Genomic DNA, 14041 nt, shown 5'->3' on the forward strand with positions numbered 1-14041 from the left:
AAGGAGTCAGTTATGACCAGTAATTCAATTAAACAATATGCATGCTATATCGATGGAGAGTTTGTTAATGCTTCATCAGGTGCAACATTTGCAGTTGAGAATCCTGCAGATGAAACCATTTGGGCAAGTGTTCCTGATTGTACAATTGAAGATGTGCAACGAGCGGTAGAATCATCAGAAAAAGCACAAAAGTCATGGCAATTACTACCTGCTATAGAACGTGGTAATTGGATACGAAAAATAGCTGATGCTTTACAAGAAAAGCGAGATCACTTTGCTGAGTTATTAGTTAAAGAACAGGGTAAAACATTAGCTGAAGCCTATGGCGAATTTGACGACACTATCAACTACTTAACTTATTCTGCTGAAGCGGCTCGACGTATTGAGGGGAATATTTACCCAAGCGAAAATGCTAACGAGCAATTGTGGATACAAAAAGTTCCTTACGGCGTTACATTAGGTTTATGTGCTTATAATTATCCGCTTGCTTTAATTGGCCGAAAAATTGGTCCTGCACTTGTTACTGGAAACTCCATGATTTTAAAAGCTCATGAAGCAACGCCTGTTACAGCGGTTGAGTTTTGTAAAGTGGTAGATGAAATAGGATTACCTAAAGGCGTTATTAACTTAGTGAGTGGTCAAGGCATTGAAGTAAGTTCTGCTTTGGTAACGCATAAAAGTACGCGCTTAGTTTCTTTAACGGGAAGTACTCGTGCAGGGCAGGCAATCTACAAAGCGTCGGGCGAAAATGTTTCTGGTTTAGTGTTAGAACTTGGCGGTAAAGCATCATTTGTAGTACTTAACGATGCTGATTTAGATAAAGCTGTAGAAGCCGCAGTTATTTCTCGTTATGCCAATTCAGGACAGGTGTGCATTTGTAATGAATTAGTTCTTGTGGAAAAAGGAATTGCAGAAGAATTTACTAAACGAGTTGTTGAACGCGTTAAAGAGATCACTTTTGGTGATCCTATGAGTAATGTAAACATGGGCCCTAGTGTAACAGGCGCGAGTATTGAGCGTATTGATGGCTTATTAAAAGACAGTGTTGCCATGGGGGCAAAAGTTGAAGTCGGCGGTAGACCTCAAGGTGAAGAATATAAAAAAGGTCATTGGTACATGCCAACGGTAGTGAGTGATGTAAAACGAGATATGCCGTTAGCAACCAGCGAAATTTTCGGACCTATTATGCCAATTGTTGTTGTTGACAATTATCAAGAAGCCCTTGAAATTTGTAACGATCGTGAAGATGCCTTATCAGCTTATATTTTTACACAAAGTATGAAAACAGCTTTCCATGCTATTAATCATATGCAAGTTGGTACTGTTTTTGTCAATAAAATGATATGTGGATACATACAAGGGTATCATTCAGGACACAAACGAAGCGGTACTGGTGGAGAAGATGGTATCTACGGTATTGAAGGGTATTTACAAAAAAGAGCTGTCTATTTCAATTATGATTAATTCATTTTTGTTGACAATTAATATTTTACGTTTATTATTCTTATATAAATCCAATGTTCTTATATGAATAATTTAAAGGGGCAGAACATGTCTAAAATTGCGTTAACAGCAGATCAAATAAACGAGTTTCATAAAAATGGTTATGTCATTGCTAAAAACTATTACAGTAATGATGAAATATCTCTTATTCAAAATAAAGCGTTTAGCGATGACTCTTTATATGAAAGAGCATGGGATAAAAAAGATAGTTCAGGTACCGTGAGTAAAGTGTGTATTTGGCAAGAGTTGGATGACGGGCTTTATAGCATGTTCTCTCGAGGTAGACGTTTAGTTGACTCAGTAGAAGCTATTTTGAATGAAGAAGCTTACCACACAAGTACAAAAATAATGATGAAAGAACCTTACGTAGGTGGCGCTTGGGAATGGCATCAAGATTTTGGTTATTGGCATAACGATAATTATTATTTATACCCTAAACAAATTAGCTGCATGGTAGCTATTAATAAAGCGACTATTGAGAATGGCTGTTTACAAGTGTTAAAAGGTTCGCATCATATTGGTCGTCTCAACCATACTAAAACAGGTGATCAAAAGGGAGCTGAGCTTGAGTTTGTTGAGGAAGCATTAAAGCATCATGAATTGATTGATGTTGAACTTGAGCCTGGCGATGTATTATTTTTCCATGCAAATTTATTGCATAAATCGAATCAAAATAAATCATCAGAGCCTAGGTGGTCAATGATTTGTGCTTATAACGCATTAAGTAATAAATCTTTCAAAGAGAATGAAGCTATTTATTATCCACTTAATAGAGTTGAAGACGACGCTATTATTAATTGGAAGGCATAAACCTACTATCTATTGATCTTTCTAAGAAGAATAATTTAGAAAGATCAATAGATTAATTGAACACTACAAATTTAAATCCTTTCTTTTTTATATCTATTTAACGATTATTAATGGTGAAGCTTTTAGTAAGTATTGGTTTTCATTGTGATTTATAATGTCTTCTTGATGTTTCGGGGTTTTATATATAAAGTAATGCTTGTATATATGAGATATCTTCATGTTGGCTTTATTTATTTTCTTTACAAAACCTTCGTCAAGGTGTAAATTGTTAACAATAAACTGTTTTTGTAGTGTTAGGTAGAACTATGGATTTAAATGTGAATAAAATTAGCTCCGTAAAAGTTGAATATTATCAAGTACCTCTAGCGGAAGTTTTATCTGATGCTAAACATGGTGATCATACGCATTTCGAATTAATTCTTTTAAGAGTTATTTGTGAAGATGGATTAGAAGGTGTTGGTTACACATACACTGGAGGTAAAGGTGGTCGTGCCATTTATTCTCTTTTGAATGATGAATTAAAACCTTTGTTGTTGGATCAAGACGCTTCTCAAATTGAAAAAATTTGGGATGAAATGGAATGGCATCTACATTATGTAGGTCGTGGCGGTTTAGTCAGTTTTGCTATGTCTGCTGTCGATATCGCGTTATGGGATGTGCATTGTAAACGTTTAGATAAACCGCTTTGGCAAGTTGCTGGTGGGGCAAGTAATACAACTGCTTGTTACGCAGGTGGTATTGATTTGAACTTTTCACAAGAAAAATTATTAAGTAACATTCAAGGTTACCTTAACAAAGGCTTTAAAGCCGTAAAGATTAAGGTAGGTAAAGAAAATTACCTTGAAGACGTTGCACGTGTTGCAGCGGTTAGAGAGCTTATTGGTTCTGATATTGTATTTATGGTAGATGCAAACTACTCACTATCGGTAGATCAAGCCATTGTATTTGGTAAAGCGATAGAAAAATACGATATTTCTTGGTTTGAAGAGCCAACAATACCTGACGATTATTTAGGGTTTGCAAAAATTGCAAACAATATCAATATCCCACTTGCTATGGGTGAAAACTTGCATACAACTCATGAATTTGGTTATGCCATCGCACAAGCTAAGTTGAGCTTTTTACAGCCAGATGCTTCAAATATTGGTGGTATTACTGGGTTTTTGAGAGTGGCAAAAATGGCTAAAGACAATAACTTGCCTCTTTGTAGCCATGGTATGCATGAATTACATGTGTCTTTGTTAGCTTCTCAAGCTCACTCAGGCTACTTAGAAGTACATTCGTTTCCAATCGATCAATACACAAAACATCCTCTTCAGTTAGATGAAAATGGAAGAGCTATTGCTCCAGAAGTTGCAGGAACAGGCGTTGTATTCGACGACGCGCTACTTAGTCAATATTTAATTAAACATTCTTAAGGGTAAAAAAAATGGTTGCTGCTCGTTATATAGGTAATAAAGGTTTTGATTTAGTTGCTGGTGAAGAACTAGCGCCTCAAGCTGGTGAAGTACGTTTAAACGTAGGTTATGTAGGTATCTGTGGTACAGATATGCATATTTATCACGGTGTAATGGATCAACGTGTTTCTATCCCACAAACGATAGGTCACGAAATTTCAGGTGTTGTTGCTGAAATTGGAGCTGGTGTTACTGGTTTTGCTGTGGGTGAAAAAGTAGTTGTTCGTCCACTTGATTGGTGTGGCGAATGTCCTACGTGTAATGCAGGACACACCCATATTTGTCAAAACCTTAAATTTATGGGTATAGATACCCCTGGTGCTTTCCAATCAAGCTGGACAGTTAAAGCACGTACATTACATAAATTACCTGCTGGTGTTGATTTAAAACAAGGTGCATTAGTTGAACCTTTATCTGTAGCTTGTCATGACGTACGTCGTTCACGTTTAAAAGCGGGCGAAAAAGTTGTTGTTCTAGGTGGTGGTCCAATTGGTCAATTAGTTGCTGCTGTTGCGAAAAGTGTTGGCGCAGAAGTATTAGTGTCTGAACCTAATGAAAGCCGTCGTGCATTTGCTGACGAATTAGGTGTTAAATCAGTTAACCCTATTGATCAAGATTTAGCTGCTTACGTTGACGAATGGACAGCAACTAAAGGTGCTGATGTAGTATTTGAAGTATCAGGCGTTAAACCAGCAATTGATGCAATGACTCAAATAGCAGGGCGTCGTGGTCGTATCGTTATGGTGGCGATTCATAGTACTAAACCTGAAATTGATTTGTTTCAATTTTTCTGGAAAGAACTTGAGTTACTTGGCGCTCGTGTATACGAAGCCGCAGACTTTGATTGGGCAATTGAATTAATTGCTTCAGGTCAAATTGATCTCAAGCCATTTATTAGCTCAGTAAGTCCGTTAGCTGAAATTGGTACAGCATTCGCTAGCATGGATGGTAATCCAGAAGGCATGAAAGCACTTGTTGAATGTAACGCAGAATAGTTTGATATTAGATACAGGGTTTTAGAAATGAATAACATGTTTGAGAAGTTTAGTTTAGAAGGCAAAGTAGCCTTAGTTACCGGTTGTAAACGTGGTATTGGTAAAGGTATCGCATTAGGTTTGGCTGAAGCTGGCGCTGACATTATTGGTGTTTCAGCATCGTTAGAACTTGAAGGTTCTGACGTTGAAAAAGAAGTAAAAGCACTAGGGAAAAACTTTAAAGGTTACCAATGTGATTTTTCTGATCGTGATTCTTTATATGCTTTCATCAAAGAAGTAAAAGCTGACTTCCCTAAAATTGATATTTTAGTGAACAACGCGGGTACTATTTTACGTGCTCCTGCAGCTGAACATGGCGATGACTTATGGGATAAAGTGATTGACGTTAATTTAAACTCACAATTTATTCTTAGCCGTGAAATTGGTAAAGAAATGGTTAATCGTGGTGCAGGTAAAATTATATTTACGGCTTCTTTATTAACATTCCAAGGCGGTATTACTGTTCCTGGCTATGCAGCAAGTAAAGGCGCTATTGGCCAATTGGTTATGGCTTTGTCTAACGAATGGGCTGGTAAAGGCGTAAACGTTAATGCTATTGCACCGGGTTATATCAATACAGATAACACGGAAGCACTTCGTGCTGATGCAGAACGTAATGCGGCTATTTTAGGTCGTATTCCACAAGGTCGTTGGGGTAATCCTGAAGACTTTAAAGGACCAGCAGTATTTTTAGCTTCTGAAGCTGCTAGTTATGTTAACGGCGCTATCTTATTGGTAGACGGCGGCTGGATGGGGAGATAATTCCATGGCTACGCAAAATTTTAAATTTCAAAACAATGTAAACTTTATTAATGGTGAATATATTTCATCGAAAGTAGACGGTAAAATTGATATTTTAAGTCCGTCTACAGGTGAAGTGATTGGCGCTATTCCAAAAGGTTGTGCTGAAGATGCACAACACGCGCTAGAATTAGCTGATGCTGCTCAAAAAAAATGGGCTAAATTAACTGCACGCACACGTCAAAGTATTCTTCGTAACTTTGCGAATAAAATTCGTGAAAATAAAGATATTCTTGCGCCGATGTTAGTGGCTGAACAAGGTAAATTATTATCTGTTGCTCAAATGGAAGTAGACGTTACGGCTACATTCATTGATTACGCTTGTGATCATGCGTTAACCATTGAAGGTGATATTCTTCCTTCAGACAACGAAGATGAAAAAATTTACATTCACAAAGTACCACGTGGTGTTGTAGTAGGTATTACAGCTTGGAATTTCCCGTTAGCATTGGCTGGCCGTAAAATTGGTCCTGCGTTAATAACAGGTAATACTATTGTATTAAAACCAACTCAAGAAACGCCTTTAGCAACAACCGAATTAGGTCGTATTGCTAACGAAGCAGGTATTCCTGCTGGTGTACTTAACGTGATTAATGGTTCTGGTTCAGTTGTTGGTCAAGCATTGTGTGAAAGCCCAATCACTAAAATGATCACTATGACAGGGTCTACTGCTGCAGGTAAGCAAATCTACAAAACATCAGCTGAATATATGACTCCGGTTATGTTAGAGCTAGGTGGTAAAGCGCCTATGGTTGTAATGGAAGATGCTGATTTAGATGCAGCGGTTGAAGGTGCTCTTTGGGGACGTTTTGCTAACTGTGGTCAGGTTTGTACTTGTGTTGAACGCTTATATGTTCAAGAAAGTGTGTATGAAAAATTCATGGATAAATTTTTACCGGCTGTTAAAGCGTTAAGAGTTGGTGACCCTATGAACCCTGATACACAAATGGGACCAAAATGTAACCAACGTGAAATTGAAAACATTGATCATATTGTACAAGAAAGTATCAAACAAGGTGCTACTGTTGCGACCGGTGGTAAAACTGCAACGGTAACTGGCTATGAAGGTGGTTGTTGGTATGAACCTACCTTGTTAGTTGATGTGGCACAAGACAATATTGCTGTGCACGAAGAAACCTTTGGCCCTGTTTTACCTATTATTAAAGTAAAAGATATGGACCAAGCAATCGAATTCTGTAACGACAGTATTTATGGTTTAAGTGCTTATATTTATACGAAAAATTTCTTCGATATTAACAAAGCAATCAACGAATTAGAAGTTGGTGAAGTATATGTTAATCGCGGAATGGGTGAACAACATCAAGGCTTCCACAATGGTTGGAAACAAAGTGGTTTTGGTGGCGAAGACGGTAAATTTGGTCTTGAGCAATACCTAGAGAAGAAAACAGTATACATGGTAGAAAAATAGTTAAGTTTTTACATTTTTATATTTTTACATAACTCCCCCCTGTGTGAAAATTGACCCTTAATAGTTTTTATTAAGGGTTTTTTTTATCCAAAAAACAATGTTTTTTATCCGTGAATTAGAGGTTTTATATACTGAAATAAAATATGTTTTTTAATTAAAATTTTTAATAAATAATTTATAAAAAAATATTGTTAATCTTCTTTATATTCAATTATTTACGTATTTTTATATAGCAAGTTTTTATTGTTGGTAATCTTTATTTTACTTTGGTTTTATAACAAGTTGACCAGTACCAATTCTAATGATAGATTGTTAACAATTAAATAATTATTGTGTATTATTTGATTACAAAAAAACAAACTAAAGGGGAAGTCAAATGAAACAAAGTCAATTTAAATTAAATTCGATTTTTGCAGCAATGTTAGTTGCTAGCAGTGGTCAAGTCTTTGCTGAAGAGGCAAAAACGGATACAAGCGAAGTTGAAGTTATTCAAGTTACTGGTATTTTTAGTTCTTTAAGTAAATCTACAGCACTTAAACGAGATGCGTCAGGTGTTGTTGATGGTATTTCAGCGGAAGATATCGGCAAGTTTCCAGATACTAACTTAGCTGAATCGTTACAACGCATTACAGGTGTTTCAATAGACCGCTCAAATAATGAAGGTAACCAAGTTACGGTTCGTGGTTTTGGACCTAGCTTTAACCTAGTTACCTTAAATGGTCGTCAAATGCCTAATTCATCTGCACTGGCATCAGAAGGCATTACACGTAGCTTTAACTTCAAAGAAATTGGTGCAGAAACCGTTTCTGCTGTTGAAGTTTATAAAACAGGTCGTGCCGATCTCAATTCGGGTGGTATTGGTGCTACGATTAATATTAAATCAGCTAAGCCTTTCGATTATGACGGCTTTAAAGCAATAGCTAGTGCAAAAGGTATTATTGATACTAGTGTTGATACAGGGAGTACCGTCACACCAGAAGTTTCAGGGATGATTAGTAATACATTTATGGATGACACTTTTGGTGTTTTATTAGCTCTTTCTCATTCTGCTCGTGATAGCCATTCTGATCGTATAGGGACACAAGGCGGATGGGCTACTGGATACCCAGGGCAAGCAAACCCAGGTACTGCTAATATTGATACATCAAAAAATCCTGATTTAAATACTTGGAGAGTGCCAACAGTTGATGTTGATGATCGAGATACAGAACGTGAACGCCAAAATGCTCAATTAGTATTACAATTTGCACCTACTGATAATCTTATTATTAGTACTGATTATGTACTTTCTCGTTTAGATGATAAAAGTACTATGAATCGTACAAGTTTTTGGTTTGATAATGTTGAAACGGGTAATGCTGATGCCAATGGTACAATTATTAATCCAAGTAGACAAAACGATGAGTTAAACTTCTGGGCATGGGAATATCAATATGAAACTGAAAATGATTCTGTTGGAATTAATATAGATTGGCAAGCAACTGACTCTCTTTCATTTACAATTGATGCTCATAATTCTACATCGCATGCAAATCCAGGTGCGCTTCCTGCAGAAAGAATCGCTAATTTGAAAAACCCATTTGGTGCTGCTGCGCCTGTAACTATAAGTGCTGATTTTTCTGGAGATATTCCAACGGTGTCTTATGATGACTCAGGGTTTGCTGCGGCAGGTCTAACAGGTGGAGCATTTGATAAGGCTAATATTGAAGGTGATTTATATCAAGAACGTGGTTTTGAAATTGAAAATAATATTAAACAAATTCAAATTGATGGCCGTTGGGAAAACATGGGCGACGGTGATTTAACCGCGATTAATTTTGGTATTTCAAATACGGTTTATAAAGTAGATACAATTGATATTTACGGTGCTAACTTTGGTTTAGGTGGCGGTGCATTGGATATTAGTGATTTAGATCTAACATTCGTACCTGGTGAAATTGGTTTTGATCAACTTTCACGATATAGCGCCGATCAATTCTTAGATTTAGTTGAAGCGCAAGGTTTACTTAATGAAGAATCAAAAGATATTAATGGTATAGAAGAAGATACTGATGCTATTTATATTTCATTTGATATTGCGACAGAATTTAATGATATGCCATTTAATGCGAATTTAGGTTTGCGTCATGAAACAACAAATGTAAGTTCATATTCTGTTATTCAACCTGTAGTAGGATTGAATTGGATAACACCACTTGAAATGTCGAAAATTTTATCTCCTACGACAGAGGCTAGTGAATTAAAAGGTAAGTATAGTCACTATTTACCTAGTTTAAACTTAAGTTTAGAAATTCAAAAAGATCTTGTAGCGCGTGTTTCATACAGTAATACAATTTCTCGAAGCAGTATTGATGCTATGTTTCCTGCAACTTCTTTGGATAATCATTTTTCTACAGGACCATTTAGAGCAAGCCAAGGTAATCCTAACTTATTGCCTTACGAAGCTAAAAACTTAGATCTTTCGTTAGAGTGGTATTATGGAGAAGGTAGTTATGTTTCTATTGGGCATTTCCGTAAAGAAGTAGATAACTTCATTGCTAATGGTGAAGAAGAACGTATCATTGAAGGACCAGATGGTCCTATTACTAATCCAAGTATAAATCCAAGAGGTATTTGTCCATCAGGAAGTGTAGCTTTGCCTAACCCTGATTGTGTATCTCAACCTACAGATCCAGCAATTATTTGGACTGTAACAACGCCTGTGAATCAAGATGAAACAGAAGTGAATGGTTGGGAATTTAACATTCAACATATGTTTGGAGATTCAGGTTTTGGTGGTATTGTTAACTATACAGTAGTAAATAGTAGTGATGAATACAACCCTTACAGTTTAAGTAATGATTTTGCATTAACAGGGCTGAGTGATTCAGCGAATGTCGTTGCATTTTATGAAAAAGATGCTATTTCATTCCGAGTTGCTTATAACTGGCGTGATGACTTCTTGCTTCAAGGTGGTACTTCTCCAACGTTTACTGAAGCTTATTCGCAAGTTGATATTAATGCTAGCTACGATATTAATGATACGGTTTCTGTATTTGTTGAAGGTATCAATATTACTGAAGAAACAACACGACGTTATAGCCGTTTTTCTCGTCAACTTGTTGATTTTGAAGAATATGGTGCACGTTATAATGTAGGCGTTAGAGCTAAATTTTAACGAATACACTGATTGTTCATATGTACTCGTTATTATATGAAGTACTAATCAGTATTAGTATGTATTTTATTTAATTGAGTATAATGGGAGGGGAACACCATATTTTGGGGTTCCCCTTTTTTGCTTTATAAATATCCTTTAAATGTAGAGGTCTTTAATATGACTAAACATATAAAAAATATCGTAATTGTTGGAGGAGGCACTGCAGGTTGGATAACTGCAGGTATTTTAGCTTCAACACTCAAAAAAGAAGTAGATTCGGGCTTTTCTATTACATTAATTGAATCTCCTGATATCCCTATTGTTGGTGTTGGTGAAGGTACTTGGCCAACGATGCGTAATACTTTAAAAAATATGGGAATACGAGAAACTGATTTTATTAAAGAATGTAATGTGTCATTCAAACAAGGTGCTAAGTTTTCTCAATGGGTTACGGGAGCTAAAGATGACTTTTATTATCATCCGCTTGTGTTACCCCAAGGTTACGATTCAATTAACTTAGCTAAACATTGGAAAAATAATAATGACGAACAATCATTTTCAAATACAGTTTGTTATCAAGAAGCTATCTGTGAGTTAGGATTAGCCCCCAAACAAATGATAACGGCTGAATATGCAGCAGTTGCCAATTATGCTTATCATTTAGATGCTGGTGTTTTTTCTGAATTTTTGAAAAAGCATTGTATTAATACCTTAGGTGTTAACTATGTTTCAGCGAATGTTGTTAAGGTTAATTCAGATAATAACGGCGATATTTCCTCATTAACAACGTCTTTAGATACAGAGTTAGTAGGCGATTTTTTTATTGATTGTACGGGGTTTAAATCCCTCCTTTTAGGTGAACACTTTAACGTTCCTTTTGTTTCTTGTCGTGATACTTTATTTGCTGATACGGCACTTGCAGTGCAAGTACCTTATGAAGATCAAAATAGTCCAATAGTTTCACATACACTTTCTACAGCACAATCAGCAGGTTGGATATGGGATATAGGTTTATCTACTCGTCGTGGTGTTGGCCATGTTTATTCAAGTCGTTATATTAGTGATGATAAAGCTCATCAAGAATTACTCAATTATCTTAACCTTTCTTCGGTAGAAGCTGAAAAACTATCTTTTAGAAAAATAGCTTTTAATCCTGGCCATAGAGAAAAATTTTGGGAAAAAAACTGTGTCGCTATCGGTTTATCTGCAGGCTTTTTAGAGCCGCTTGAAGCGTCTGCTTTGTTATTAGTAGAAATATCTGCGCAAATGATTGCTGATAAGTTTCCAACGAATAGAACTACAATGGATATAGCCGCTAAGCGTTTTAATACAACTTTTAGTTACCGTTGGGAGCGCATCATAGATTTTTTAAAACTACATTATTGTTTAAATAAAAGAACGGATAGCCAGTTTTGGATTGATCACCGAGACCCAAATACACTTTCTGATTATTTAAAAGAACAGTTATTATTATGGCAATATCAAGAACCTAGCGATACTGATTTTGAACAATCGTTAGAGGTTTTCCCTGCCGCAAGTTATCAATATATTTTATACGGTATGGGATTTAATACAGAACCGAACCCTTTCGGTATTTCAGAGCAAAGCCAGCAAGTTGCAGCAGAACATTTTCAACAAGTTGCTATGCAAACTAAAGAATATACAAGCACATTGAAAACAAATCGCGAATTGCTAAATAAAATATACCAATATGGCTTACAGCGCGTATAAAAATAGGATAGATATATGACAAATTTTACAGTTTTAGATACAAATAAGCATAAAAATACACGTGTAATAAAGGGACGAGGCGCTAAATTTGGAGAGAATATTCATTTAGTTCCTGTTGTTGCTGCTGAATTAAATAAACTGATACTTGAATACCCTGTGTGTTTAATTAAAGACAATGAAACAGGTCAATTTGGTTTAAGTGCTTTATTAGGTTTTGAGGCAGGCGAAAATTTATTTTTAAATGAAGAACAGTGGGATGCTAATTATATTCCGCTTCATATACGCCGTCAGCCATTTATGGTGGCAGTTAATAGCCCTGCAGGCGCCAATCCTACGCCAGAGAATACCGTAATTACTATTAATATGGATAATACCCGTGTTCAAGAAGCCGAAGGTGAACGGATCTTTGATGACGAAGGTAATACAACCGCTTATATGAATGAGGTTAATAATCAGCTAGCAACACTGATTAACGGCATGATTCAAACGGAAGCTTTTATTAAAATACTTTCTAAACATGATTTAATTGAAGCGGTACAACTCACGGTTTCTTTTAATAATGAAGATAAGCGTTTTGATGGTATATACACAATAAACGAAGATAAGCTAAAAAAACTATCAACCGAAGTATTAACTGAACTCCATCAAAAAGGTTATTTACAAGCATGTTATTTACTTATGGCATCAATAGGACATGTACAAAAACTGATAGTTCTTAAACGTAAGCGTTTAACAAGTAATAAGAAGTAATTGAACTTTCAAATTCAAATAAAAAGCGTTGAATTAATTTAACTGTACTCAACGCTTTTAAATGTTTTAGAGACGTTCTAGTTTATAGGGAAGGGCGTGATGAGAGTTCCATTGGCCAACGTATAAATTTTCTTCATCATCTATACAAATACCATGGCAATGTTGGAACACATCCCATGAGCTTTGCATCGGTTGAAGTTGACCATTTATATATTCTGGTTGCGTACCACCTAAGTTAGCAATAACTTTATTTTCTTTATTAAATATAGAAATAAAACCAGACTCTTGAGCATTAGTGTTATCAATATGTGACCAACATACAGGAGCGAAAAAGTTTTCACCGCTAAATTTAGGTCCACCTATATAGGCTCCAGCTACATCAATTGTTGAACGATAGTCACCATTCATTTCAAATAATTTAAGAGATTGTTCTGCACGCGAACTTATAATAAGGTGAGGATCGTTTGGTGTGCGTAAATCTATTGCAATGCCATGGGTATTTTTTAAATTTAGTTTGTCATTTTTATTTTCATGACCGCCCCAACAACGAATAAAGCGTCCTTGAGAGTCATATTGCAATACAAAGTCAGAACCATAGCCATCAGTAACATATAAGTCACCATTAGGTGCTATGGCTATGTCTGTTGGCCTAAATGGCATGTCAGGTGTATATACATCAATTGTTTGTGGGTGACCTAGGGTAAAGATCAGTTTGCCATCGAGCGTTAACTTTGAAATAAAACCTGATTGAGCAATAACTTTATTGAAAGGTGACTCCCAAGCGTCAGTTGATTTTCCATCCCAGTTTTTATTTAATATCCAGCCGCTGTCTACAACATAGATAAAATCTTCACCGTTTTCGTTTACTATTTTTATAGCATGCGCTCCAGGATATTCTGTTCCCCATGCGTCAATAAATTCACCGTCTTTGTTGAATATAATGAAATTATTAGCGATATTATCGGTCACTAAAATAATGCGACCTTGTGAGTCTATTGCTAAGTCATGACAGTTTTCTACAGGTGTTTTTGAAGTATCTAGTTTTGCCCATTGTGTATTTACCCGGTAGGTAAAGTCGCCTTGTCCAACAACCATACCGTGAGGATCAACTGAAGATTTTGGAAATGTAGCGGCTTGATTATGAGTTATCACGTTTGTATACCTTGAGGTTGAATTAATATTTTAAAATAGAACAAGTATGCATTTATCTACCTTACTAATAAATCAATCATTCCTAGTCTAAATACTAGCTAGGTTATTTTTAATAAAAATAGATCAACTTAGTAATGAAATAGATATTATTGTATCAACTTTAATCTTATTGTGAAATTTAAATTGTTAACAATGTTGTTTGAGGGAATATAACAGAAATCAACAACGTTTTAGC

Annotated in this window: 10 protein-coding genes; 9 read left to right on the plus strand and 1 reads right to left on the minus strand. The window is 35.8% G+C overall.

Annotated features, from left to right (window positions below):
* The first annotated feature begins 12 nt into the window (after positions 1–12).
* From AC0L5Q_RS00635 to AC0L5Q_RS00675, 9 genes are all read left to right on the plus strand, one after another.
* Positions 13–1464: an aldehyde dehydrogenase family protein gene (locus AC0L5Q_RS00635; protein ID WP_473613584.1), complete on the plus strand. Its 1452-nt coding sequence runs from the start codon at positions 13–15 to the stop codon at positions 1462–1464.
* Positions 1465–1551: 87 nt separating this feature from the next.
* The gene (locus AC0L5Q_RS00640; protein ID WP_473613585.1) at positions 1552–2313 is read left to right on the plus strand and encodes a phytanoyl-CoA dioxygenase family protein; all 762 of its coding nucleotides are present in this window, start codon (positions 1552–1554) and stop codon (positions 2311–2313) included.
* Positions 2314–2618: 305 nt separating this feature from the next.
* Positions 2619–3731: a mandelate racemase/muconate lactonizing enzyme family protein gene (locus tag AC0L5Q_RS00645; protein WP_473613586.1), complete on the plus strand. Its 1113-nt coding sequence runs from the start codon at positions 2619–2621 to the stop codon at positions 3729–3731.
* A gap of 11 nt (positions 3732–3742) precedes the next feature.
* Entirely contained in the window at positions 3743–4765 is a 1023-nt protein-coding gene (locus tag AC0L5Q_RS00650; RefSeq protein ID WP_473613587.1) for a zinc-dependent alcohol dehydrogenase, read from the plus strand.
* A gap of 36 nt (positions 4766–4801) precedes the next feature.
* Complete coding sequence (locus AC0L5Q_RS00655) at positions 4802–5566, plus strand: 2,5-didehydro-3-deoxy-L-galactonate 5-reductase (protein ID WP_473618347.1); 765 nt, start codon at positions 4802–4804, stop codon at positions 5564–5566.
* Positions 5567–5570: 4 nt separating this feature from the next.
* Complete coding sequence (gene aldA, locus AC0L5Q_RS00660; protein ID WP_473613588.1) at positions 5571–7034, plus strand: aldehyde dehydrogenase; 1464 nt, start codon at positions 5571–5573, stop codon at positions 7032–7034.
* 376 nt (positions 7035–7410) lie between these two features.
* On the plus strand, positions 7411–10191 hold the full coding sequence (locus AC0L5Q_RS00665; RefSeq protein WP_473613589.1) for a TonB-dependent receptor: 2781 nt from the start codon (positions 7411–7413) through the stop codon (positions 10189–10191).
* 159 nt (positions 10192–10350) lie between these two features.
* Positions 10351–11904: a tryptophan halogenase family protein gene (locus tag AC0L5Q_RS00670; RefSeq protein WP_473613590.1), complete on the plus strand. Its 1554-nt coding sequence runs from the start codon at positions 10351–10353 to the stop codon at positions 11902–11904.
* Between the two features lie 15 nt (positions 11905–11919).
* Positions 11920–12654, plus strand: coding sequence for a SapC family protein (locus AC0L5Q_RS00675; protein WP_473613591.1), 735 nt, complete (start codon positions 11920–11922; stop codon positions 12652–12654).
* Between the two features lie 66 nt (positions 12655–12720).
* Here the strand turns inward: AC0L5Q_RS00675 and AC0L5Q_RS00680 are convergent, their stop codons facing one another.
* Positions 12721–13749 carry an NHL repeat-containing protein gene (locus AC0L5Q_RS00680; protein WP_473618348.1) on the minus strand — a complete coding sequence of 343 codons (1029 nt, stop codon included), beginning with the start codon at positions 13747–13749 and terminating at the stop codon, positions 12721–12723.
* Positions 13750–14041: the final 292 nt, after the last annotated feature.

Source organism: Pseudocolwellia sp. G5-9, assembly GCF_055808995.1.

Bases quoted from the DNA above. Each gene is read 5' to 3' on its own strand.
- AC0L5Q_RS00645 (WP_473613586.1), top strand. From the start codon at position 2,619: ATGGATTTAAATGTGAATAAAATTAGCTCCGTAAAAGTTGAATATTAT.
- AC0L5Q_RS00650 (WP_473613587.1), top strand. From the start codon at position 3,743: ATGGTTGCTGCTCGTTATATAGGTAATAAAGGTTTTGATTTAGTTGCT.
- AC0L5Q_RS00665 (WP_473613589.1), top strand. From the start codon at position 7,411: ATGAAACAAAGTCAATTTAAATTAAATTCGATTTTTGCAGCAATGTTA.
- aldA (WP_473613588.1), top strand. From the start codon at position 5,571: ATGGCTACGCAAAATTTTAAATTTCAAAACAATGTAAACTTTATTAAT.
- AC0L5Q_RS00680 (WP_473618348.1), bottom strand. From the start codon at position 13,749: ATGGTTGTTGGACAAGGCGACTTTACCTACCGGGTAAATACACAATGG.
- AC0L5Q_RS00670 (WP_473613590.1), top strand. From the start codon at position 10,351: ATGACTAAACATATAAAAAATATCGTAATTGTTGGAGGAGGCACTGCA.
- AC0L5Q_RS00675 (WP_473613591.1), top strand. From the start codon at position 11,920: ATGACAAATTTTACAGTTTTAGATACAAATAAGCATAAAAATACACGT.
- AC0L5Q_RS00635 (WP_473613584.1), top strand. From the start codon at position 13: ATGACCAGTAATTCAATTAAACAATATGCATGCTATATCGATGGAGAG.
- AC0L5Q_RS00655 (WP_473618347.1), top strand. From the start codon at position 4,802: ATGTTTGAGAAGTTTAGTTTAGAAGGCAAAGTAGCCTTAGTTACCGGT.
- AC0L5Q_RS00640 (WP_473613585.1), top strand. From the start codon at position 1,552: ATGTCTAAAATTGCGTTAACAGCAGATCAAATAAACGAGTTTCATAAA.